The sequence below is a fragment of the Tenacibaculum agarivorans genome (assembly GCF_001936575.1).
Classification (GTDB): domain Bacteria; phylum Bacteroidota; class Bacteroidia; order Flavobacteriales; family Flavobacteriaceae; genus Polaribacter; species Polaribacter agarivorans.
Map to the genome: position 1 here is coordinate 158,275 of NZ_MSMP01000008.1, position 25,675 is coordinate 183,949.

The following is a 25,675-nucleotide window of genomic DNA, read 5'->3' on the forward strand; positions in this document are numbered from 1 at the left end:
AAAAGGTGAAAAGAGTTATATTTAAAATACTTATAGTAGTAATGCTATGCTTTAATTTTAAGGCAAAAGCTCAAAACTTAGATATAGAAGGTATTACAAAATCAACCAAATTGAAGGTGAATGGAAATGTAAATGCGAATACTATTTATTACAATTCAAATAATAGAAATGCTCGTACTCCATTTACCTATTTTGTACAAGGAACAATTAATGTAAGTTGGTTAAGATTTAATGTGCCATTTACCTATAGCTATTCTAACCAAGGAGATAATTTTGATTATCAATTGCCATTTAATTTTAATAGACTAAGTCTACATCCACGTTATAAATGGATACAAGCACATATAGGAGATGTTACTATGAATTTTTCTCCCTACACGTTAAGCGGACATCAATTTACAGGAGGAGGAATTGAGTTAACACCAAACTCTCCATTGCAGTTTAGTGCCATGTATGGAAGGTTGTTAAAAGCTACTGAAGATGATGGCAATGAGCAAACGTTACCAGCATATAAAAGAGTAGGATATGGTGCTAAATTAGGGTGGCAAAAACCAAATTATAAAATTGGAGTTATTGGATTTTATGCTAAAGATAATATCAATTCAGTAGCGCTTATTCCAGAAGAAAGAAATATTAAACCTAAAGAAAATTTAGTCATAAGTGTGCTAGGTGAAACCACAATTGCAAAACGATATACTATTAGGGCAGAATATGCGTCTACTGCAATAACCCAAGATTTGAGAGCAGATAAAAGCACAATTTCATCTGGAAATTTAGCAGGATTTTTATTTGATAATAGAACATCTACCGAATTTTATAATGCAATAAAAGCGGGATTAGATGTAAATTTAGGAGGAATGAAAGTCGGAGTAGGATATGAAAGAATTGATCCAAATTACGAAACACTAGGAGCATATTATTTCAATAACGATTTTGAAAACATAACATTGAATCTAGCACGTTCTCTATTAAAGAATAAAATTAGTATTTCATTTAACTTAGGATATCAAAGGGATAATTTAAATAACCAGAAAACACAATCTTTAGGACGAACAGTTGGAAGTGTAAATGCAAGCTATCAAATGACAGAAAACATTACGTTAACGGGAATGTATTCTAACTTTACATCATTTACCAATCAAAACTTAAATCAATTTGATGATATTAATGATAATGACCTTACAGACGAAGAACAAGAAGCATTAAATTACAGACAACTGTCTCAAAATGCGAATGCAAATCTAAATTGGGTAGTCTCTAAAAAGAAAAATTCAACTCAAACAGTAAATTTAAATTACTCCTTAGCGTCATCTGCAAATGAAGAAAATGGAGTGATACGAGTTGGACAAGCAAACAATTTTCATAATGGGAATGCGGTCTATACCATTGGTTTTCCTCAAAATTCATTTACAGTATCCTCTTCGTTTAATTACAGTTACAATGATATTGGTAGAGATAATAGTGATGCTTGGGGAACCTCGATAAATCTAAATAAATTATTTTTCAAAAATAAATTGAATACCACCTTTGGAACAGCCTATAATAATAGTGTTAACAAAGAAATAAAAACAGGAGTATTAAATTTTAGGGCAAGTGCAGGTACGGTACTAGCCAAAAAACATAATATAAGTTTAAATGCTATTCAACTGTTTAGGAATACTACTAATCAGCAAGACCTAAGTGAGTTTACATTAACCTTCAATTATAGTTATGCTTTTGATGTGACTAAACCTGAAATATCACTAAATAGAAAACCTAGAGAAAGAAAAAAACGAAAGAAAAAAGATAAGATCTTTAAATTTTCATATAGAGAGCACCTTTTTCAAGGTGAACATTCAAAAATTAGTGATGAAATTACTTCTTTAATTCATTTGGAGGATTTTAAAACGGTTAGAAGTTTAGAACAAATAATGAATGATCTAGAATTACTGTCATTAGATATAAAAGACAATGAAAATTCTAGTAACAAAAAATATAAAAAATCAGCTATCAACTATTTAGACTTATTGTATAAGTACAAAGATTTTTCTGATGCATACCATAAAATAGCAACAAAGAGTTTACAAAACTTATATAAACAAGCTGTAGTATTAGATGAACGATTAAAACAAGATTATGCTAGGTTACGTAATTTAGTTACTGCAGAAAAACGAAAAGGACGTTTCGTACTAGAGAGTGATATGAAAGATTTAAAGGCAAGAGAACGAAAATACAAAGCGCATGTATGGATGCAAGAACAACTTTCTGGACTAACCTATCAAGATGTATTAAAAGATAAAGGACTTTTAAAAGCGTTTAAAGAAAAATATATAAACAAGGTTTTTATGTTGTTAAAAGAAAAGAAAACTGAAAAAGAAATAGAGGATTACTTCTCTTTAAAATATGCAAAGTTTTATCATGATAATGCGCCTGTTAATATGCCTTAGTTTTGCTACTCTTTACGTAAAAAATATTCAATAGTATTAAACTAAAAAAAATCAAAAAAGAAAAATAACACATAGGAGTGCCATTAGAATCTTTTGGACACTCCGCATTATTTGTAAATTGTAATATTGATGCAATTGTAGCAATTAGTAAGGCACTTCCTGTAAAAAAGAAATACAGAAAATTCCATTTTTTATATATATGAGAAAGAAGGGGAGCGATAAAGCAGATTAGTATAACTACACACATCGGTATACTTAAAATTTTAGGGCAACCGTTGCCTGTTTGTATTTCAGTAACCACTAAACCGCTAACACCAATAATTCCAATAGCCAGTAGTGTATATATGAAAAATGATAGGATATTATTTTTCATTTTTCTTCATGTAACAAGTAGGACATTCGCTTCCTTCAATAGTGCTTTTTAGTTTAATACCCTTCATGTAGGTCACTATAAAATTTTGAACAAAAGCATAATTTGCACTATGATTGTTGACGTCAATTTGTTTGTCCTTATACTTTACACGAATTAAATTATCATATTCTTGGTCACCCCAACAATTAGGGCAGTATCCATCAGATAATTCAGCGTTTATTTTTTCAGACCTTGTTCCAAATAATTTAGTTAAAAAATTCATTGTATTGTTTTTTATGTTTAACTATCTATGTTTTAACTCTATTCTTGTGAGCCTAAACTTACATGTGTTAAATTTGATTCGATACATGCAAGTTTGGATCACATAAATATTGTAATGCGATTAAAAATAGCTGGTTTAGTTATTTTTGTTTGCAAGTTCAAGTTCTTCTTTTACTATCTCTTCCAATTCCTTAATTTTTGGTGTAAGATTTAGAATACTATTAATTTGAGGTTTAACTATATTAATTTCTTTACCATTATTGAGACATAATGAAACTTCCAAAATTTCAGTTTCCTGACCCAATCCAAAATGCAATAAAGCAGTTTGGTCAGAAGCTAATCCTTCACCCGTAACTAAGTATTCTGTTAAAACTTTATTTTTTGTTGTAACAGTTACAGATATTCCGTGACTAGCATGGTTTTCTCCGATGTTCACTTTTAAATAATTATTATTTCCTCCTTTATTAATGTAGGCTAAGGAAGGAGTGTTGATATTGGTCCAAATAAAATCCAAATATCCATCATTATTAAAATCACTAGTTAAAGCAGTAATTGCAAAATGAGGATTCACTAAATTGCTTTGAGTTTCAGTAGCTGAAAATGTATGATCTTCTTTCTGAATTAATACTCTACTTGGTAGTCTAAATAATTTGTTTGGAGCTAAATCTACATAGTTTTCAGCAACAATTAAATCTTGTAATCCATCATTATTTAAATCTGCAAAAACAGTTCCCCAAGAAAATTCATAATTGGCAATTTTAGCTTCCTCAGCTACATCAGTAAATTTAAAATCACCATCATTTCTAAAAAGAATCCATTTTTCATTAAACTTGGAAGCGTCTTTAATATCACCTTTAGCTACAAATCGTGGTAAGGTGCTACCGGTGTTGGAAAACATAAAATCGACATTGCCATCATTGTTGTAATCACCAACAGCAATTCCCATTGGGTAAGCAAACTTTTTAGTTAGCGGGTTTTCTTGTAAACTATAGGTTAAGTTACCGTTGTTTTTATAAGTTCTCACTTCGCCAGTATCATGAGCAACAACCAAATCTAACCAACTATCATTATCAATGTCTACAAAAACACCTTGAAAAGTATTATGTACATAATCTAACCCCGCTTTCTTAGTGATACTAACGAAATTCTCATTTCCAGTATTTAACAACAATTCACTTGTTGAACCATAATTATAATCTTCAAAAATAGTTTGCCCTTCCATTAACTCCTTTTTAATGTAAGTGGCCAAGAAAATATCCAAATCGCCATCCTTATCAATATCCCCAACAGTGATACCTGCAGGAGTTGATTTTTCATTCATAGGAGTATTGATTTTTTTAGGTGTAAGCGTTCCATTAGAATTATAATAAATTGTTAATCCATCTTCTCTGCTTATAATTAAATCTGTAAATCCGTTATTATCAAAGTCAGCAGAAACAACTCCAATTGTGGTAGCGTTAAGCTCTTTCTTTGGAAGACTAACTTGATCTGAAATCTTTACAAAAGCATTGTTCTTAAAGGCATAAATAGCATCATCTTGCCCCATACCACCGCCAAAAAATACTTCGTCAATATTATCGTTATCAATATCGATTAAAGCAGATGGGGCAATAGGTAGTGATTTTTCATTGTTATACTGATGTTGGAAATCTAACGGTATTTTTTCAAATACAGGGATTTTTTCGTCTGCTATTGAGTTGTCATATTTATCAGCATTAGCGTCTCGCCAAAAGAACCCTAAAATAAAAACTACTCCTACAATTAGGACAAGGGCAATAAGTTTAAGTACTTTTTTTAACATGTTATTTTGATTTTATGTAAAGATGTAATTGATATAATGATATAAAGAATAAAATGAAATGAGTAACATTCATCAAAATAGGTAGCATATGTTTTCCTATGCTAGGGATTAATTTGCCGATGATTACTAGTGTAATGAGTATGGTAATAGGATTAAAAATAGCCATCCATTTCTTGTAAAATGTGTTTCCTTTTACAATAGCTGTAACAAAGAATACAGATAGTAAAGCTATAATAATACGTAAGACTTTTACTAAAATTTCCATGTGATCAGTATAATGTGCTAACAAATTTTGATAATTCTCATTCGATAAAGAATCTTTTAACAGTACAATGTTGCCTATAGATGCCCTAGAACCAATCCAAACTCCACCTACAGCAAAGGCAATAAATCCTACTGCTAAAACAATTTTTGAAAGTATTGGATTTCCACTTTTCAACATTCTATATATATGCAAGTAACCACCAAAGTAAAAAGGTAATCCAATAATGGCTAAAAAATGCCCATAAGTTAAGTTTGAAGTGTTTACAAAAGAGAAAAATTCATAATGATCTGCATGATTTAGAATATTAGGAGAATAATGAAGGTAGTATTCACCCAATCCTACTAAAACAGACGCAATAAGACCTAAGTAGCCTAATAGTTTGGTTAATTTCATGATTTAATGTTAATTACTTAGCATTGGTCGTTAGTAATTATGTGAGCTTACATAATTTGATTTTATAAAAAAATCGAACTATATTTGAAAAAATAGTTCGATTTATGATTTCAAACTCAAAAACATCTATAGCATATCCTACAATTTTTCTTTTTTTAGTGTTACTGATCTCTTATGGGGTTTTGTATTATCTATTTGATTCTAGAGTTATAAATGAATTAATTACTATTTTAATCGGTGCTTTTTTAGCCTACAGTATGTTTACTGTAGTTCACGAATCTAGCCATGGTAATATTTCAAGAGGTAATTCAAGAATCAACAAAATTGAAAACTGGATTGGATGGATATCGGCAAGCTTTCTCTTCTTTCCTTTTAGTGCATTTAAAATTATTCATTTACAACATCATGCACATACCAATGATTCTGAAGAAGATCCAGATGGTTACGTAAGAGGTAAAAATTGGTTATCGGTTTTTCTACGATGTTTAACTTTAATAGGACATTATTATAAGGCTTCATTAGGAAGTGAGAGTAAGCAAAACGAAGCTATGCGAAACACAAGAAATCAGACTTTAATTTTTATTATAACAATAATAATAGCTTTAATTGTAGTTATAAAATTAAACCTTCACTATAATTTTCTAATTGTGTTATTGCTGCCTGCTCTAGTAGCTGCACCCATTTTAGGCTTTACATTCGATTGGCTTCCGCATTATCCACATCATAATATGGATAAATATCATAACACTAGAATTGTAACCATGCCTGGATTAGAGTTTTTATCTTTTTTTCAAAGTTATCATTTAATCCATCACCTATATCCTAGAGTACCATTCTATTTATACAAGAAAAAGTATCAACTTATTGAACAAGAACTAAAACAAAAGCAATCACCAGTTGAAGGTTTTGGAAATGGTGAGCTGAATATACTCAAAAGTACAAACACCTATGCGGATATTTTAGAAGGAAAAACTTGGAAATACTCATTAGAAGTTGATCAAGTAAGAAAACTAACACACGATGCAGTTGAAGTTCAATTTAAGAATGTTGGAGATATTCCTTTTCAATTTGAAGCAGGGCAATATGTGGTAATTTCTATGTTAGTTAATGGTGAAAAAGTGAGTAGATGTTATTCTATTTGTTCTAATCCAAATTCAGGAGTATTAAAAATAGGAGTAAAAAGAGTGGTTGGAGGAAAACTATCCAATCAAATAGTAGATTATGTATCAAAAGGAAAATATGTGAATGTTTCTGGACCTTTCGGGGCATTCAGATTTAAAGAAGAAAAAGACATCAATAATCATATTTTTATAGCAGGAGGAAGTGGTATAACACCAATTATTTCAATCATTCAAAAAGTGCTAGAAGATGATGTGTCTAATGTGAGTTTACTGTATGGGTGTAAATCAGAAAAAGATGTAATGTTTCATAAAGAATTACTGGACCTTGAAAAACAGTATTCACATCAATTTTCATTAACAATTACGTATGATTTGTTAACCAAAGAGTACCAAGAAAAACTATTAAAAAACACAAATCAAACAAATTATTACATATGTGGCCCAACACCTATGATGGAAGCCTCAAAAGAAGTACTTACCATTATAGGAGTAACCTCAAACAATATAATTATTGAAGAATTTGCATACGAAACAATTATACCATCAGGTAACATGTACCAAGTGGAAATTAATCACAAACATTTTTCCGTTTATGAATCAGAAACCATCTTAGAAGGAGCAAAAAGGAATAATATTTCAATTCCATATGCATGTAGTATGGGACAATGTGGAACATGTAAAAGTGAATTGAAAGAAGGTAAAGTACATTGGAAAACAGAAGAGCAATCCGTTTTACTAACTAACGAAAAAAAGGAAGGTTTTATACTTACTTGTATGTGTAAACCTAAATCAGATATTAAACTAAAATCGTAAAATATGACGACGAAAGATACATACGATTATGTAATTATTGGTAGCGGCTTTGGAGGCTCAGTAAGTGCATTACGATTGGCTGAAAAAGGATATACCGTATTGGTAATTGAAAAAGGAAAATGGTTTACACCCAAAGACTTTCCTAAAACAAATTGGAACTTAAAGAAATGGCTTTGGGAACCTCGATTACGATTATTCGGGTTTTTTAAAATGACCTATTTAAACCATGTAAGTATACTCTCAGGAGTTGGAGTTGGAGGAGGATCATTAACGTATGCCAATACGCTACCCATACCCAAAAAAGAATTCTTCACTTCTGGAAGTTGGAATGGTTTGCAAAATTGGGAAGAAGAGTTAGCACCACATTATAAAGAAGCCTACCGAATGTTAGGTGCTGAAGAAAATCCATATTTTGGTCCAGCGGATCATTTAATACAAGACCTATCTAAAACGTTAGAAAGAGAAGAACACTTTTCTACCACTAAAGTAGCCGTACATTTTGGAAAACCTGGAGAAAAAGTAAAAGATCCATATTTTAATGGAGAAGGTCCAGACAGAGCAGCTTGTAATTATTGTGGAGCTTGTATGACTGGTTGCAGATTCAATGCAAAAAATACATTAGATAAAAATTACCTGTATTTTGCACAAAAGTTAGGAGTTGATATTGTAGCAGAACATGAAGTAATTGATGTTATACCAATAGATAATGAAAAAGGAAGCTCAGGATATACGATTTCATTCAAAAAAAGTACATCTAAGTTTGCTAAAGCTAAAGCAGTAATAGCTAAAGGAGTTGTTTTTTCAGGAGGTGTTTTAGGTACCGTACCTTTATTGTTACAATTGAAGCAAAAAAAATCATTGCCAAATTTATCGGATATGGTAGGTGGTAATATTAGAACAAACAATGAATCGTTGTTGTTAATAACATCAACAGAAAAAAAATCAAAAGACTATTCTAAAGGAATAGCTATTGGTTCAATTTTGCATATCGATAAGAATAGTCATTTAGAGCCTGTACGTTATGGAAAAGGTTCTGGTTTTTTTAGAACACTAACCATACCATCTGTACAGCATAAATATGCCATAGTTCGAATTTTAGGTGTTTTTGGAGTACTCTTTAAATATCCTATTCAACTGTTTAAAACCATATTCACCAAGGCATACAGTAAGCGAACTACGGTATTGCTTTTTATGCAAACCTTAGATAGTACTTTACGGTTAAAACTTGGAAAAGTTACCCAGTTAAAAACTGAAAAAGAATCTAAAGAAGCGCCGAGTGGTTTTATACCTGAAGCATCTAAATTAGCGAAAATACTGGGGCGAAAAGTAAAAGCAATTCCTTTCTCTAATTTTGCTGATGTATTATTGGGTACACCAACAACAGCGCATATTCTTGGAGGTGCTGTAATGGGTGAAACATCCAAAGAAGGAGTAATCAATAAAGATAATAAAGTATTCGGGTATGAGAATATGTATGTTTGTGATGGGGCTATGATTTCTGCCAATCCAGGAGTAAATCCTTCGTTGTCAATTACCGCAATTTCTGAACTTGCCATGTCTAAGATTCCTAGTAAGACTGAAATACAACCAACAAAATAACTAGCCTTGAAAACAAAACCAATTTTAGAAGAATTTACACTGCCGTGTGGAGTGATTATTAAAAATAGAATTGCTAAAGCTGCAATGACAGAGCGTTTAGCAAACAAAAAACAACAAGCAACTAAAGCAATTGTTGATTTGTATAAACATTGGTCTTCAAACGGAGCAGGACTATTGATTTCTGGAAATATTATGGTCGATGGTCGCTATAAGGAAGCCTCTGCAAATATTGTTTTAGAAGATGAATCAGGAATCGAATCGTTGAGAGAAGTTGCAAAAGTAGCTACTCAAAATAATACACAATTTTGGGCGCAAATTAATCATGCAGGTAGGCAAGCATCTATTTTTTCTACATTCAAACCTATAGCACCGTCTGCTATTCAACTTAAAAAGTTAATGTTGTTTGCAAAGCCAAAGGCTATGACTGTTGCCGAGATTAAAGATGTAGAAAATCGTTTTGTAACTACAGCTATTTTAGCAAAAAAAGCAGGATGTACAGGGGTTCAAATACATGCTGCTCATGGATATTTATTAAGTCAATTTTTATCTCCAAAAACAAACAAAAGAGAAGATGATTATGGAGGCAGTATAGAAAATAGAGCACGATTACTTTTTGATATTGTGAAACGAGTACGTGTAGAATTAGGGGATAATTTTCCAGTATCTGTTAAATTGAATAGTGCTGATTTTCAGCGAGGTGGTTTTAACGAAGAAGATGCAATGTATGTAATTCAATATTTGGAAACGTTGCATATCGATTTATTGGAAATTTCTGGAGGAACGTACGAAAATATTGTCTTTTTAACTGAGCGTTATGAACGAGAGTCTACTCGGCAACGAGAAGCTTATTTTTTAGATTTTGCTAAAAAAATTAAAAAACAAACCACATTGCCAATTATGGTTACAGGAGGATTTCGATCTCAGAAATTCTGTAACGAAGTATTAGCAAATAAAGAATTAGAAATGATAGGGTTTGCCCGTCCTTTTATTACAGATGAAAATTTTCCTAAAATATTTCTAGAAGATGAGAATTATAGAGTAGGAGATGCTACTTTTGATTTCAAAATTAAAAAGATGAAAGACTTTGCAGAAGCAGGTTTTTACGATTATCAAATTCATCAATTAGCAAAAGGAAAAAGATTAAACCCAAAGTATAATCCATATCTTGCCGTGCTAAGATTAACTAAAAACGAATTGGTAAAAGGCTGGTTATAACTCATGGGAAGAAAAGCATTAGATAGAGAACGAAAACAATTATCTAAAAAGGCAGAAGCTTGGGTAAAAGAATTATTCTATAAAGTACAATATGAAAAGCTAGATGCACTAACTTTAGATGATTTGGCGGCACTTATTCAAAAAAGTAAAAGTACAATTTATACCTATTTCAAAACTAAAGAGGAATTGTACGCTACAATGGTAGGTATGGTGTTAAAAGATTTGGAAGAAGTGGTTTTTGAAGAATTACCTGCTGATGCTGATTTAGTTCTATTATACGAATCTATTCTATTAAAAATTAGTGATAGTGTAGAAGGCATATCCATTTATTTTTTAGAAGAAATTCAAACCAATTTCCCTCAAATTTGGAATCAAATTAGAAAAACTACAAATCAGATTTTAAGCACATTTTCAATGATTTACACAAAAGGAATGCAGACAGGTGTTTTTGCTAAATTTAATGTTACTTTATTATTGGCTATGGATAATACATTTATCATGAATATCATGACTGATCATAGACATTTTAAAGAAGAGAATTTAAGTCTAAAAGATATTGTACATCAGTATTTAAAACTCAGAATTAATGCGTTAACAACATAAAAAAAGGTTCAAACATTGTTTGAACCTTTTTTTATGTATCATTAAAATTTTCTAATAAGGAATAACAATCGCTCCAGAAAATTTCTCTTTTATTTTATTTAAAGCTCTATCAGCTTCTAACTTGGTGTAATATCGCCCAACTTTTACTTTCCAGTCTGGAGCTTCGTAAGTCAACTCAGTACGCTCACCTGGAAATTTTATGTTAAAATTATAACGGATATTTCTAGCTCTTTTTTCAGCACCGTTGTACAATTGAATTCTATAGCCGCTACCATTCTTACTATTGTATTTTCTTTTCTTAGCTAACAATGAATTAATACTTTCATTATTAGTGTACTTAGATTGTGAGTTTAATTGCAAAAAACCTACAAAAACGAATACTATAAATGCTAAAGTTTTACTACTGTTCATTATTTAATAATTATGTCAACAAAAGTAACGACTTGTTATCGAATAGATTGCTAAAATAAGTTATTTAGAATTGATATAAATTACAAATTAGGAATCTCTTAACATTTCACAATTTCCAAAGAAGTAGTAATTTTGTCCGAGTTTAAACAGACGATATTTTAAGTATCGAAAGTGTAAACGTTGTACAAATTAGATGCAAAAATTATATTTTTATAGTATGAAAAGTGTGAATTATCACAGTAAACTTAGTCGAATACTTCTTAATAGCCTTACTTCGCTAGTTGTTTTTTTAGTAAGTTTTTCGGTAAATGCCCAAGATGTTGACGTAGAGCGTCAAAAAGCTGGTAGAAAGTTGTTTAACGCTAATTGTGCTTCTTGTCATAAGTTGAATAAGAAGTCAACAGGTCCGGCTTTAGCTGGTGTTGAAGAGCGTAGAAGCAATGAGTGGTTAAAGGCGTGGATTAAGAATAACGCAGCATTAAGAGCTTCTGGAGATGCAGATGCGATTGCTATTTATGAAGAGTACAATCAAGCGAACATGACTGCTTTTCCTCAGTTGAGTGAAAAACAGGTTGATGATATTTTATATTATACTACTGTTGGTGATCCAGTAACTTCAGGAGGAGGTTCAAAAGGACCAGATGCCCCAGTTTTAGAATCTGGAGCTCCAAAGTGGGTGATTTGGATTTTAGGAGCTGCAATAGTTGTTGCGTTCTTAATTATCTTTAACTTATTAAAAACAGTAAGTGAGTTAAAGGGTGCGCCAAAAACACCAGGTTTATTAGGTCAATCTGCTGAGCTTTGGGCTGGTATAAAAAAGAATACATTTTTACATGTGTTGTTTGTGATCTTTGGAGCACTAATTACTGCGTATTTCTTATTTGGGAACTTATCAAAAGTTGGTGTAGATCAAGGATATCAACCAGTACAACCAATTTTATTCTCACACAAAATTCATGCTGGAGATAATAAAATTGAATGTCAATATTGTCACTCTGCAGCGAAACATAGTAAGCATTCAGGTATTCCTTCTTTAAATATTTGTATGAACTGTCATAAAAATATTGCTGAAGTAGCTGAAGGAACTAAAGTTGTGCTAGAAGATGGAGGTCGTGTAGTAGGAAAAGCGGAGTTAGATAAAGAGATCGCTAAAATATATGAGCATGTAGGTTGGGATGCAAAAGAATTAAAGTATACAGGTGAAACTAAGCCAATCGAGTGGGTTAGAATTCATAATTTACCAGACTTTGCATATTTCAATCACTCACAGCACGTAACAGTTGCAGGAGTTAAGTGTCAGAAATGTCACGGTCCAGTGGAAGAAATGGAAGAGTTGTATCAATACGCTCCATTAACTATGGGATGGTGTATTAACTGTCACAAAGAAACAAATGTAGATTTAAAAGGTAATGAGTACTATGCTAAAATTCATAAAGAATTAGCAGAAAAGTACGGGGTAGAAAAGGTTACCATCGCTCAATTAGGTGGTAAAGAATGTGGAAAGTGTCATTACTAAAATTAATTAATTAAGAATTCAATAATTGAAAGATATACTTTCAATCATTAAATAAACACAATAATAAATGGCTTCAAACAAAAAATACTGGCAAAGTGTTGAAGAACTTAAAGAAGGTTCAGTTGTTGAAACGTTACGTGGTAAAGAGTTTGTTCAAGAACTTCCAACTGATGAGTTTTTAGGAGATAAAGAAACTCTTGAGAATTCTTCAACGTCTCGTAGAGATTTTTTAAAGTACGTAGGTTTCACAACAGCGGCAGCTTCTCTAGCAGCTTGTGAAGGTCCAGTGAGAGAATCGATTCCTTATGTAGTGCAACCTGATGATATTATAGTAGGTGTAGCAGATTGGTATGCTACTACTATTGCTGATGGTTTCGATTTTGCCAATGTATTAGTGAAAACTCGCGAAGGTCGTCCAATACAAATTATGCCTAACAAAGAGGCTAATGGAGTAACTAACGCAAGAGTTCAAGCATCTGTTCTATCTTTATACGATGAGAAATTACGTGTAAAGGAACCAAGAAAAGGAACTACTCAGGTTTCTTGGAATGATGCAAATCAAGAAATAATAGCACAGTTAGAGAGTTTAAAGGCATCTAACGGATTAGTGTATTTAATGACAGGTACTTTAGCAAGTCCTTCTACAGAGAAGATTATTGCTGATTTTACTGCTAAATATCCTAATGTTAAGCATGTGATTTACGATGCAGTATCTGAAAGTGCTACTGCTGATGCTTTTGAAGCTATGTATGGAAAACGTGCATTACCAAATTATGATTTAAGTAAAGCTAAAGTTATAGCTTCTTTTGGAGCAGATTTCTTAGGAGATTGGCAAGGAGGCTATGAGAAGTCATATGTAGAAGGTCGTCAAGTTGATTCAGGTAAAATGTCTTACCATGTTCAAATTGAGAGTAACATGTCGCTAGCAGGAGCGAATGCTGACAAGCGTATTGTGGCTAAACCTTCAACTCAATTACATGCTTTAGTTAATTTATACAATGCTATTACAGGAGGTAACTTACCATCTCAAGCTACACCAATTGATGGAGAAATTAAGCAATTAGCTGCTGACTTAAAGAAAGCGGGTAGTAAAGGAGTAGTATTAGCAGGAATTAACGATAAAAATGCACAGTTAATTGCATTAGCTATTAACAAAGCTTTAGCGAGTACAGTTATAGATACAAAGAATGTAAGCCTTACACGTCAAGGTAGTGATGCAAAAGTAGCGAAGTTAGTTGCTGATGTTACTTCCGGAGCGGCAAAAGGTTTAGTTACATATAATGTAAATCCAGCTTTCTCAATAGCTGGTTTTGGTGATGCAGTTAAAAAATTAGGTTTTTCTGTAGCAATTTCAACTCAAGATGATGCTACAGCAAATGCAACTCAATTTACATTACCTGCTCCTCACAGTTTAGAGAGTTGGGGAGATGTAATGGCTGTAGAAGGGAAGTATAGTTTAATACAACCAACTATAGCGCCATTATTCAATACACGTCAAGTTCAAGACATATTATTACAATGGTCAGGAGCTACAACAAACTATTACGATAGTTTAAAAGAGTTCTGGAGTACAAACGTACTTGGAGGAGCTTCTTGGAATAAAGCATTACATGATGGATTCTTTATGGCAGCTGTACCAGCTGTATCTGAAGAATCAACTTCAGAAGTAAGTGAAGAGGCGACAGGAGCTGGATTCAGTTTAAGCGCTGCAGCTTCTGCAATTGCAAAATTAGCGCCTTCTCAATATGAATTGAACTTATATACTTCAGTAGCATTAGGTGATGGTAAATTAGCAAATAACCCTTGGTTACAAGAGTTTCCAGATCCAATTACTCGTGCGTCATGGGATAACTATTTAACAATATCTCCAGCAGATGCTAAAGAATTAGGGTTTAAAAATCCAATTAAAGATAACGGGGCAATTGATGGTAATTACGCTAAAGTTACTGTTGATGGTACTTCTGTTACTGTACCAGTAATTATTCAGCCTGGACAAGCTACTGGATCTTTCGGTTTAGCATTAGGATACGGAAGAACTCAAAATTTAAAAGAAGAAATGCAGGTAGGTGTAAATGCTTACCCATTATATAAAAATGCAAATAACGTTCAGTTAGGTGTTACTATAGAGAAAGCAGGAGGAACACATAAATTTGCATGTATTCAAGTACAAAATACTTTAGCTGGTCGTCATGATATTCTAAGAGAAGCTAGTTTAAAAGATGTAAATGATACATCATTAAACCCTAAGCATACTTGGAATAAACCTTTCATGGTTTCTTATGATCACCAAGAAACTGAAGGAAGTGCTAGAAAAGTTGATTTATGGGATGAGCATGATAGAACTTTAGGGCATCATTTCAACTTATCTATTGATTTAAGTTCTTGTACAGGATGTGGTGCTTGTGTGGTAGCATGTCACGCAGAAAATAATGTTCCTGTAGTTGGTAAAGATGAAGTGCGTGTAGGTAGAGATATGCACTGGTTACGTATTGATCGTTACTATTCATCTACAGTACAAAATGATATGTCTATTGATGAATTCAAAGCTGAATTCAAAGCAAAATTAGTAGAGAAATATAAAAATGCTGGAGCTGCTTCTGAAGAGGAAGCTAAGCAAAAAGCAGAAAAAGAATTCCATAAGTTTGCTGATCAAGAGATTGAAAGAAGATATGCAACAGAGGTTTTAGGATTAAGTAAAGGAGATTTATTTGATGCTTTAGAGAATCCAGCTGATAATCCACAGGTGACATTCCAACCAATGATGTGTCAACACTGTAATCACGCACCATGTGAAACAGTATGTCCTGTAGCTGCTACGTCTCACGGTCGTCAAGGTCAAAACCAAATGGCATATAATCGTTGTGTAGGTACGCGTTACTGTGCAAACAACTGTCCTTACCGTGTGCGTCGTTTCAACTGGTTCAACTATGCAGAGAACAAAGAATTCGATTTCAATATGAACAATGAGTACGGTAAAATGGTGTTAAATCCAGATGTGACTGTACGTTCTAGAGGGGTTATGGAGAAATGTTCTATGTGTATCCAAATGACTCAAGCAACAATATTAAAAGCGAAGAGAGAAGGTAGAGCTGTTAAGAAAGATGAATTCCAAACAGCATGTTCTCAAGCTTGTTCAACTGGAGCAATGGTATTCGGAGATGTTAACTCTGAAGATACTGTAAGTAAGTTAAAAGAAGATAGAAGAGCTTTCTATGTGTTAGATTACATCGGTACAAAACCAAATGTAGTTTACCAAGTGAAAGTAAGAAATACAAACGAAGCCTAATTAAAATTATAAGCAATATAGATTATGTCGGGTCATTACGAATCGTCTTATAGAGAACCTCTAATACTTGGTGAAAAGAGTTACCATGATATCACAGAGGATATAGCAAGACCAATTGAAGGAAAAGCCAATAAAAACTGGTATATAGCATTCTACATCGCATTAGCAGCAATGTTATGGGGATTTGGATGTATTTTCTATACTGTTGGAACAGGAATAGGAGTGTGGGGATTAAGCAAGAACATTGGATGGGCTTGGGATATTACTAATTTCGTATGGTGGGTAGGTATCGGTCACGCAGGTACATTAATCTCAGCAGTACTTTTATTATTCCGTCAAAAATGGAGAATGGCAATTAACCGTTCTGCGGAAGCAATGACAATTTTTGCGGTATTTCAGGCAGGTTTATTCCCAATTATTCACATGGGACGTCCTTGGAATGGATACTGGGTATTACCAATTCCAAACCAATTCGGTTCTTTATGGGTAAACTTTAACTCTCCGCTTTTATGGGATGTATTTGCAATTTCAACATATTTATCAGTATCATTAGTGTTCTGGTGGACTGGTTTATTACCTGATTTCGCAACGATACGTGATAGAGCTGTTAAACCATTCCAAAAGAAGATTTATGCTTTATTATCATTCGGATGGTCTGGTAGAGCAAAAGATTGGCAACGTTTTGAAGAAGTATCTTTAGTGTTAGCAGGTTTAGCAACACCATTAGTACTTTCGGTACACACAATTGTATCGTTTGACTTCGCAACTTCGGTTAACCCAGGGTGGCACTCAACAATTTTCCCTCCTTACTTCGTAGCAGGAGCAATCTTCTCAGGATTTGCAATGGTACAGACTTTATTAGGAGTGATGCGTAAGGTAACAAATATGGAAGCTTACATTACTCGTTTACACATCGAGTACATGAATATCGTAATTATATTAACAGGAGGTATAGTAGCAGTAGCGTACGCTACTGAATTCTTCATTGCTTGGTATACTGGTTCTCCGTATGAAAATTACACATACTTATCATTTGGAGCAGAAGCTGGAGCATATGGATGGGCATTCTGGTCATTAATGATATTCAACATCATCATTCCACAAATTTTATGGATTAAGAAATTAAGAAGAAGTTTTATCGTATCTTTCTTAGTATCTATTGCTATAAATATTGGTATGTGGTTTGAGCGTTTTGATATTATTGCAATTGTATTAAGTAAAGGTCAATTACCATCTACTTGGTGGCGTTTTGAACCAACGTTTATAGATGTAGGTATCTTCATCGGAACTATCGGATTCTTCTTTGTGTTATTCTTATTATATGCAAGAACATTCCCAGTAATTCCTACAGCGGAGATTAAAACTATATTGAAATCTTCTGGAGAAAACTATAAAAAATTAAGAGACGAGAATAATGAGCACTAATAAAGTAATTCACGCTATATATAATGATGATGATATCTTAATGGATGCCGTTAAGAAAGTTAGAGGAGCACATCATCATATTGAAGAGGTTTATACACCTTTTCCAGTTCACGGACTAGACAAAGCATTAGGATTAGCTCCAACTCGTTTAGCAATTACAGCATTTTTATACGGAATCACAGGTACATCAGTTGCTGCTTGGTTAACTTGGTATACTATGATTGCAGATTGGCCACAAGATATTGGTGGTAAGCCAAGTTTTTCTTGGATAGAGAACATGCCAGCATTTGTACCAATTTTATTCGAATTAACCGTGTTTTTTGCAGCACACTTAATGGTAATTACTTTTTATATGAGAAGTAGAATATGGCCATTTAAAGAAGCAGAGAATCCAGATCCAAGAACTACAGATGATCATTTTTTAATGGAAATACCTGTACATGATAATGAAGATGAATTAACATCATTATTAGAGTCAACAGGAGCTGTAGAAATTAAAGTTGTAGATAAGCATTAATATAAGATTATGAAGAGTTTTAAAATAATTATTGCTTCGATAGTAGTTACTATGTTTGCTTCTTGTAAAGACAAGCGTAAACCTCAAGTACAGTATATGCCAGATATGTATGTTTCTGTGCCATATAACGCAAATGGCGTAGCTTCAGCAGGAGATGTTCCTGTAAATAGATTACCAGTAGCTGGTACTGTAAATAGAAATGGAGTTGTAGCTTATGATATTCCAAATACAAATGATGGATATGATAAGGCTAAAGCAGAATTAAAAAGTCCATTAGCTAAAAATGAAGAAAACTTAGCCAATGGTAAAAAGATGTACGGTATTTATTGTGCGGTTTGTCACGGAACCAAAGGAGATGGAAACGGAATTTTAATGCAAAGAGAGAAATTCTTAGGTATTCCGAATTATAAAGATAGAGATATTACTGAAGGAAGCATTTATCATGTATTAATGTATGGTAAAAATATGATGGGATCTCATTCTTCTCAATTAACGTACAAAGAGCGTTGGCAAGTTGTACAATATGTAGAAAAGTTAAGAAGCGAATTAAAAAAATAAGTCTGTAAATAGTTAGTAAAGATATGTACCAATTTTCAGGAAAATTAAAAATGCTTGCTATTGTTTTAATGGCCTTAGGTTTGTTAGGAACTGTAATTAGTTTTATGAACACACCGAGTACATTAGAAGAAGCAAAGGAGATTCTAGCAGCTCAAGAAGCATCTCATCATGGAGGTCATGGATCTTCTCATGGATCAGATGCACACCATGTAGGTGCTGATCATAAAACAGAAGATAAACATGTAACTGAACATAAAGAAGCTTCTAAAGATGATCATTCAAATGAAAAAGTTTCAGATCAAGTAGAGCACGTTGTAGGTGATCATGGTGATGAAACTGTTGCTGATCATGCAAAACATGATGATGGTAAAACATTAATCAATGAAACAAAAGAAGAGCATGCTAAGCACGTAGGTGACTCAACTCACGCTAAGGAAACAGTTACTGATCATGCAAAGCACGTGGTTGGTTCTCATGGAGATGAAACAGTAAAAGAGCATAGTGAGCATGCTAATGAAGATGCTGCTAATCATGCTGAAGATACACGTTTAACTGATAGCTTAAACGGGCATGTAACAGATAAAGCGCATACAAATCCAACTCACGGTTCGGAAGATCACGGAGGTGCAGATGCTCATCATGGTGATCATCATGCAGAACATGCTTTCCACCAAATGCAAAACAAGCCTTGGTCAGCAGTTTATGTATCTTTAATTTTCTTTCTAGGAATATCTTTATTAGTATTTGCTTTTTATGCAGCACAAAGAGTAGCACATGCAGGTTGGTCTGTAGTACTATTTAGAGTTATGGAAGCAATCACTGCCAATATTCATTATGTAAGTGTAGTAATGTTAATCTTTATTATTTTAACAGCAATGCACGCTAATCACTTATTCCCTTGGATGGCTGAAGGAACTTTTGATCCTTTAAGTGATAATTATGATCCAATCGTAGATGGGAAAAAATGGTGGATGAACTTACCAGGTTGGGTAATTAGAAGTGTATTCTACTTAGCAGCTTGGAATGTTTTCCGTTTCATTATCAGAAAAAAATCGATTCAACAAGATAATGGTGATTTAAAATTACACAAGAATCTTTATAATATCTCTGTAGGTTTTGTAGTGGTATTTATGATTACTGAAAGTATGATGTCTTGGGATTGGATTATGGGAATTGATCCTCACTGGTTCTCGACTTTATTTGGTTGGTATGTATTAGCTACTTTATTAGTTTCTGCATTAACAGTAATCTGTTTAGTAACATTATATTTAAGGTCTAGAGGACATTTACCATTAGTAAATGATAGTCATATCCATGATTTAGCTAAGTTTATGTTTGGTTTCTCAGTATTCTGGACGTATTTATGGTTTGCTCAATTCATGTTAATATGGTACGCAGATATGCCAGAAGAAACTGTATATTTTGCACTTCGTTTCAAAGAATATATTGTTCCATTTATTGGAATGTTAGCATTGAATTTTATTTTCCCTATTTTATTATTAATCAACAGTGACTTTAAAACTGTGCCATGGGTTATAGTAATTGCAGGTGCATTTATATTAGTAGGTCATTATGTAGATTTATATGTGATGATTATGCCTGGTACTGTTGGAGCTCAATGGGGAATTGGAATTGGAGAAATAAGCGCATTCTTATTCTTCTTAGGATTGTTCATCTTTGCTACGTTTAATGCGTTTTCAAAGGCAAATCCAGTACCTAAAGGGAATCCTTTCTTACATGAAAGCGAAACTCATCATTACTATATTATAGAACACAGAGGAGAAGATAACGCTCATCATTAATAAAAATTAAAAAATAAGTATATAAGTATGCTAGCTTTATTTTATATTTTCATTGCAGTAGCAGTAGGAGTAAGTTTTTGGCAAATCACACGCGTAATGAATTTACGTAATGTAATTGCTAATGATAGCGATAACAACAAACAGGGTAAAATTGCTTTAGGTTTTATGGTATTTTTATATGCCATGATGATATATTGCTTATTAGCAATGAACGTATTAATGTTACCTGAGAGTTCTTCTATAGAAGGAGAGCACGATGATAGATTATTTAATATCACATTTATTTTAATTGGTATTGTACAATTTATCATGCAATTTTTAATCTTCTATTTCACTTATAAGTATAGAGGTAGAAAAGATCAAAAGGCATTATTCTTTGCAGATAGCCACAAATTAGAGTTAATTTGGACTGTGATTCCAGCAATTACTATTGTATTATTAATAGGCTATGGATTATGGCAATGGAATGACGTAATGTATGTTGGAGATGATGAAAATCCAATTGTAATTGAAGTATATTCTCAACAATTCCGTTGGGATGCACGTTATGCTGGTGCTGATAATGAATTAGGATTAGGAAACGTAAACTTTATCGATATCAACAAACAGAATACAATGGGAGTTGATATGACAGATCCAAAGTCTCAAGATGATAAGCAAGTAACAGAATTATACTTACCTAAAGGAAAGAAGGTCTTATTCAAGTTCCGTTCACAAGATGTATTACACTCTGCTTATATGCCACACTTTAGAGCACAAATGAACTGTGTTCCTGGTATGGTTACACAATTTGCATTTACGCCGAAGTATACTACTGAAGAAATGCGTAAAAATCAAGAGGTAATAGATAAGACAAAAGGAATAAATAAAATTAGACAAGCAAAGGGAGAAGATCCTTATGTTTTCGATTATTTATTATTATGTAATAAAATTTGTGGTGCTTCTCACTATAACATGCAGATGAAAATCACTGTGGTAGAAGAAGAAGACTACAAAAAGTGGTTAGGAGAGCAAAAAACATTAGCTCAAGTTATTAAATAAGTTAAGTTGTAAAAATTTATAAAGAAATTTAAACTATGTCAGCAGAGCATCACCATCATAAAGAAACATTTGTTACTAAATATATTTTTAGTACAGATCATAAAATGATCTCGAAGCAGTTCTTGATCACAGGTATGTTTATGGGTATTATAGGAGTATTCATGTCTATGTTATTCCGTTTACAACTAGCTTGGCCTGAAAAGTCATTCTCAATTATTGAGGCGTTTTTAGGTTCACATCAACAAACTGATGGAGTAATGAATCCAGATACTTATCTTGCTTTAGTTACAATACATGGTACTATCATGGTATTCTTTGTATTAACAGCAGGTTTAAGTGGTACATTCTCAAACTTATTAATTCCATTACAAATTGGAGCAAGAGATATGGCATCAGGTTTCTTAAACATGGTATCATATTGGTTATTCTTCATCTCATCAGCTGTAATGGTTATCTCTTTATTTGTTGAAGCAGGCCCAGCTTCTGCAGGATGGACAATTTATCCGCCTTTATCTGCATTAAAACAAGCAATTCCAGGTTCTGGAATGGGGATGACTCTATGGTTAGTGTCTATGGCAATTTTCATTGCATCGTCATTAATTGGTTCATTAAACTATATTGTAACTGTATTAAATTTACGTACAAAAGGAATGAAGATGACAAGATTGCCTTTAACAATGTGGGCTTTCTTCGTAACAGCTATTATAGGTGTAATTTCATTCCCAGTATTATTATCTGCTGCATTGTTATTAATATTCGATAGAAGTTTTGGTACTTCGTTTTATTTGTCGGATATATTCATTGGAGGAGAAGTTTTACATTACCAAGGAGGATCACCAGTATTATTCGAACACTTATTCTGGTTCTTAGGTCACCCTGAAGTATATATCATATTACTACCTGCATTAGGAATTTCATCTGAAGTTATATCAACAAATTCTCGTAAACCAATTTTCGGTTATCGTGCAATGATTGGTTCTATTTTAGGTATTGCATTCCTTTCTACAATTGTATGGGGACACCATATGTTCGTATCAGGTATGAATCCTTTCTTAGGTTCAGTATTTACATTTACTACAGTATTAATTGCAATTCCATCTGCAGTAAAAGCATTTAACTATGTAACTACTCTATGGAAAGGTAACTTACAGTTAAATCCAGCAATGTTATTCTCTATTGGATTAGTATCTACTTTTGTAACAGGAGGTTTAACAGGATTAGTTCTTGGAGATTCAGCATTAGATATTGCAATACACGATACATACTTTGTGGTAGCACACTTCCACTTAGTAATGGGGGTATCTGCATTATTCGGTATGTTTGCTGGAGTATATCACTGGTACCCTAAGATGTACGGTAGAATGATGAATAAAGTAATGGGATACTGGCACTTCTGGTTAACTATTATTGCAGCATATGGAGTATTCTTCCCAATGCACTTTATTGGATTAGCAGGTTTACCAAGACGTTACTATACAAATACAAACTTCCCAATGTTTGATGACTTAGCAGATATTAACGTATTTATTACAGTTATGGCAATTATGGGTGGAGTAGCTCAGTTAATCTTTTTAGCAAACTTCTTCATTTCTATGTACAGAGGTCCTAAAGCAAGTCAGAATCCATGGAAGTCTAATACATTAGAGTGGACTACACCAGTTGAACATATTCATGGTAACTGGCCAGGTAAAATCCCTGAAGTTCATAGATGGGCTTATGATTATAGTAAAACTGATGAAAATGGAAACTATGTTCATGGTCAAGATTTTGTATTACAAACGACACCGTTAAAAGATGGAGAAGAACCATCTTAGATATAGATAAAAAATATCATATAGAAAAGCCTTACAATACAGTTGTGAGGCTTTTTTTATTTTAAAAATTAGGGTGTTTTTCTCCAACGATCTTACTTACTATAATTCTTTTTTTTAGTTAACTTTAATTGGTAGTAGTTAGTTTTAGTTTAAACCCTAAGAATTAAATTTTAGGTGCAAAAAGCTTTTCAGCTTGCTGAAAGGCTTTTTTGCGTATATTATTATGATGATGAAATGATTATATTAGCTTAATCCAAAAAGACAATAGATGTTGTTGCCTGAAAAGTTAAAAAGAATTAAAGAAGTAGTTTATAAAATTTTAGATATTGATATTAGCTCTGAATCTGTAGTGATAGAAGAAGCTAAAGAAGCTAATGAACTCCCTAATGAATACCTAGAAAGGTTCACCTTATATCCACTTCAAAATAAAGAGACACTAAAAGGCAGAGAGAATAGTTTATTAAGCTTAGAAAGAGCCTTTGAAAACTGGAAGATTCTTAAAACTCCAGTTTTAGTAGTTACACAACCAGGTGAAGGAGCTACTTCTTTATTGCATGCTAGTACATATATTTATCCGTCAGCTAAAATTTTGGAAACTAATGAAGCAATAGATAGCTACCAGAATTTGGTGTCATTGTTACAAAAATACTTGCAAGTAGAAGGAGAATTTAAAACGCTAAATGATTTAAAAAAAGAAGTTAACGCGAATTGTGAAAATGAAGTAATTATTATTGAAGATATTGAGAGACTATTCATACGAAAAATTAATGGGTTTAATTTATTAGAAGATTTCCTGTTGTTTTTACATGGAACTAAGAAGAATATTTTTTGGGTATTATCAATCAACAAATATTCCTTCTATTATTTGAATAGAGTTAAATATTTCTCTTCTAATTTTTCGTATATTATCAATTTAAATCCGATTGATAATGATTTACTAAGAGAAGAAATAACTTCAAGAAATGCAGGTTATACCACAATTTTCTTGAAGCCAGGTGATATTTCTAAAAAAGTAGAGAAAAAGCTAAAAGGTATTTCTAAGGAAGAAAGACAGCAATTATTAGAAGAGCTTTTTTATAAAAAACTATATAACTTTTCAAAAGGAAATATATCTAAAGCAATTTTATATGCTAAAAGATCAGCGTATAAGGTAAAAGAAAAAGTGGTATATATTAAACCCTATACGTCACAAGCAATAGAAGATTTAAACTTAAGTGATTTATTTACTCTAGAAGCTATTTTTCAGCATAGAGCATTAACCATACAAGAACTGAATATCGTATTAAGAAATACGAATAGAACAAGTAGATTAACCATAGAAAAATTACTTGAAAAAGATTTAATACAAATAGTAGAAAACAGTAAAAAGACCACTACAGAATATAAAATTAATTTAATGTTTCTAGAAACATTGAAAGATAAGTTAAGGTCAAGTTTAAATAGAAATATAAAATAAAATGAAGCGAATAGTAGTTTTTTTATTGCTATCTATTAGTACTATCATCTACGCACAACAGGAAACCGTTGAAGATGTTCAAGAAACCGTTGAAGACGTACAAAAGAATGTAGGAGATACAATAAACAATGCGAAAGAGATTATATCTTTTACTAAAATATTAACCATTTTAGTGGTTCTTCTATTAACTTTTGGATTTATAAAATTACTGAATTGGTTTTTCAAAAACATGGTTAAGAACTTCAATCGCCACCGATTGAAAATTTTAAGAATTCAACCTGTAGTAAATATTCTAGTATGGACATTAGCGATATATACTTTAATAATGACGCTTTTTAATCCTTCTGCAGAGGCTATTTATGCATTAATGGGTTCTTCTGCATTAGCATTAGGTTTTGCTATGCAAGACATCTTAAAAAACGTTTTTGGAGGACTATTAATAATTTTAGATAGACCATTTCAAATAGGTGATAGAATTAATATCAAAGGAAATTACGGTGAAGTAGTTAATATTGGCTTAAGAAATACACAAATTAATACGCTCGATGATAATTTAGTAACCATACCTAACTCAGCCATCATTTCAGATAACATATCTAATGCCAATTCAGGAGCTTTAGATTGTATGGTAGTAGTAAATCTATGGCTTCCTTTACATGTGAATGTAAATAAAGTAAGAAAGATAACGCATGAAGCGGCTATTACTTCAAGGTATTTAAATATTGATAAGCCAGTTACCATTTTGTTTTTTGATCATTTTGATCATCATCCGGCTACAAAGGTAGTTGTAAAGGCTTATGTTTTAGATGCCAGATATGAAAAGTTATTTGAAGCAGATGTAACTGAAGCTGCAAAAAAAGCATTTATGGAAGTAGGAATATATCAAAAATAATACTGTACCAGATTTCAAATCAAAAAGATAAATACTCACGATTGATTATGTATAAGTAAACATTTTATTTGAAGTATATTTGTACGA

Annotated in this window: 20 protein-coding genes; 15 read left to right on the forward strand and 5 right to left on the reverse strand. The window is 32.4% G+C overall.

Annotated features, from left to right (window positions below):
- The first annotated feature begins 5 nt into the window (after positions 1-5).
- Positions 6-2,426 (forward strand): hypothetical protein, encoded by a 2,421-nt coding sequence (locus tag BVC87_RS08035; protein WP_075341853.1) that lies wholly within the window; start codon positions 6-8, stop codon positions 2,424-2,426.
- Here the strand turns inward: BVC87_RS08035 and BVC87_RS08040 are convergent.
- From BVC87_RS08040 to BVC87_RS08055, 4 genes are all read right to left on the reverse strand, one after another.
- A complete protein-coding gene (locus BVC87_RS08040) occupies positions 2,413-2,799 on the reverse strand; it encodes a hypothetical protein (RefSeq protein WP_075341854.1) in 387 nt (128 codons plus the stop codon). The genes BVC87_RS08035 and BVC87_RS08040 overlap by 14 nt on opposite strands.
- Entirely contained in the window at positions 2,789-3,061 is a 273-nt protein-coding gene (locus BVC87_RS08045) for a hypothetical protein (RefSeq protein ID WP_075341855.1), read from the reverse strand. Before BVC87_RS08045 ends, BVC87_RS08040 begins: the two co-directional genes overlap by 11 nt.
- 135 nt (positions 3,062-3,196) lie before the next feature.
- Entirely contained in the window at positions 3,197-4,861 is a 1,665-nt protein-coding gene (locus BVC87_RS08050; protein WP_075341856.1) for a CRTAC1 family protein, read from the reverse strand.
- 1 nt (position 4,862) lies between these two features.
- Complete coding sequence (locus BVC87_RS08055) at positions 4,863-5,519, reverse strand: DUF6796 family protein (RefSeq protein ID WP_075341857.1); 657 nt, start codon at positions 5,517-5,519, stop codon at positions 4,863-4,865.
- Between the two features lie 104 nt (positions 5,520-5,623).
- On the opposite strand from BVC87_RS08055, the gene BVC87_RS08060 reads away from it, so the two are divergent.
- The 4 genes from BVC87_RS08060 to BVC87_RS08075 are packed head-to-tail and all read left to right on the forward strand — an operon-like array spanning position 5,624 to position 10,870.
- The gene (locus tag BVC87_RS08060; RefSeq protein ID WP_075341858.1) at positions 5,624-7,453 is read left to right on the forward strand and encodes a fatty acid desaturase; all 1,830 of its coding nucleotides are present in this window, start codon (positions 5,624-5,626) and stop codon (positions 7,451-7,453) included.
- Between the two features lie 3 nt (positions 7,454-7,456).
- Positions 7,457-9,052, forward strand: coding sequence for a GMC oxidoreductase (locus tag BVC87_RS08065; RefSeq protein ID WP_075341859.1), 1,596 nt, complete (start codon positions 7,457-7,459; stop codon positions 9,050-9,052).
- 6 nt (positions 9,053-9,058) lie between these two features.
- A complete protein-coding gene (locus BVC87_RS08070) occupies positions 9,059-10,267 on the forward strand; it encodes an NADH:flavin oxidoreductase/NADH oxidase family protein (protein ID WP_083629337.1) in 1,209 nt (402 codons plus the stop codon).
- Positions 10,268-10,270: 3 nt separating this feature from the next.
- Positions 10,271-10,870, forward strand: a complete 600-nt coding sequence (locus BVC87_RS08075) for a TetR/AcrR family transcriptional regulator (RefSeq protein WP_075341860.1) — start codon at positions 10,271-10,273, stop codon at positions 10,868-10,870.
- A gap of 51 nt (positions 10,871-10,921) precedes the next feature.
- On the opposite strand, the gene BVC87_RS08080 is transcribed toward BVC87_RS08075, so the two are convergent.
- Positions 10,922-11,281 (reverse strand): SPOR domain-containing protein, encoded by a 360-nt coding sequence (locus BVC87_RS08080; protein WP_075341861.1) that lies wholly within the window; start codon positions 11,279-11,281, stop codon positions 10,922-10,924.
- Positions 11,282-11,498: 217 nt separating this feature from the next.
- Between BVC87_RS08080 and BVC87_RS08085 the strand changes: the two genes are divergently transcribed.
- From BVC87_RS08085 to BVC87_RS08130, 10 genes are all read left to right on the forward strand, one after another.
- Positions 11,499-12,797 carry a c-type cytochrome gene (locus BVC87_RS08085; protein ID WP_075341891.1) on the forward strand — a complete coding sequence of 433 codons (1,299 nt, stop codon included), beginning with the start codon at positions 11,499-11,501 and terminating at the stop codon, positions 12,795-12,797.
- Between the two features lie 67 nt (positions 12,798-12,864).
- Entirely contained in the window at positions 12,865-16,083 is a 3,219-nt protein-coding gene (locus tag BVC87_RS08090) for a TAT-variant-translocated molybdopterin oxidoreductase (RefSeq protein ID WP_075341862.1), read from the forward strand.
- A 24-nt stretch (positions 16,084-16,107) separates the two neighbouring features.
- Entirely contained in the window at positions 16,108-17,508 is a 1,401-nt protein-coding gene (gene nrfD / locus BVC87_RS08095) for an NrfD/PsrC family molybdoenzyme membrane anchor subunit (RefSeq protein ID WP_075341863.1), read from the forward strand.
- Positions 17,498-18,025, forward strand: coding sequence for a DUF3341 domain-containing protein (locus tag BVC87_RS08100; protein WP_075341864.1), 528 nt, complete (start codon positions 17,498-17,500; stop codon positions 18,023-18,025). Before nrfD ends, BVC87_RS08100 begins: the two co-directional genes overlap by 11 nt.
- 9 nt (positions 18,026-18,034) lie before the next feature.
- On the forward strand, positions 18,035-18,583 hold the full coding sequence (locus BVC87_RS08105) for a c-type cytochrome (RefSeq protein WP_200799175.1): 549 nt from the start codon (positions 18,035-18,037) through the stop codon (positions 18,581-18,583).
- Positions 18,584-18,606: 23 nt separating this feature from the next.
- Entirely contained in the window at positions 18,607-20,385 is a 1,779-nt protein-coding gene (locus tag BVC87_RS08110) for a transporter permease (RefSeq protein WP_075341865.1), read from the forward strand.
- Positions 20,386-20,412: 27 nt separating this feature from the next.
- The gene (locus BVC87_RS08115; protein WP_075341866.1) at positions 20,413-21,426 is read left to right on the forward strand and encodes a cytochrome c oxidase subunit II; all 1,014 of its coding nucleotides are present in this window, start codon (positions 20,413-20,415) and stop codon (positions 21,424-21,426) included.
- 35 nt (positions 21,427-21,461) lie between these two features.
- Complete coding sequence (locus BVC87_RS08120) at positions 21,462-23,240, forward strand: cytochrome c oxidase subunit I (RefSeq protein WP_075341867.1); 1,779 nt, start codon at positions 21,462-21,464, stop codon at positions 23,238-23,240.
- A gap of 268 nt (positions 23,241-23,508) precedes the next feature.
- Positions 23,509-24,696 (forward strand): hypothetical protein, encoded by a 1,188-nt coding sequence (locus BVC87_RS08125; protein WP_075341868.1) that lies wholly within the window; start codon positions 23,509-23,511, stop codon positions 24,694-24,696.
- 1 nt (position 24,697) lies between these two features.
- The gene (locus BVC87_RS08130; RefSeq protein ID WP_075341869.1) at positions 24,698-25,588 is read left to right on the forward strand and encodes a mechanosensitive ion channel domain-containing protein; all 891 of its coding nucleotides are present in this window, start codon (positions 24,698-24,700) and stop codon (positions 25,586-25,588) included.
- Positions 25,589-25,675 lie beyond the last annotated feature (87 nt).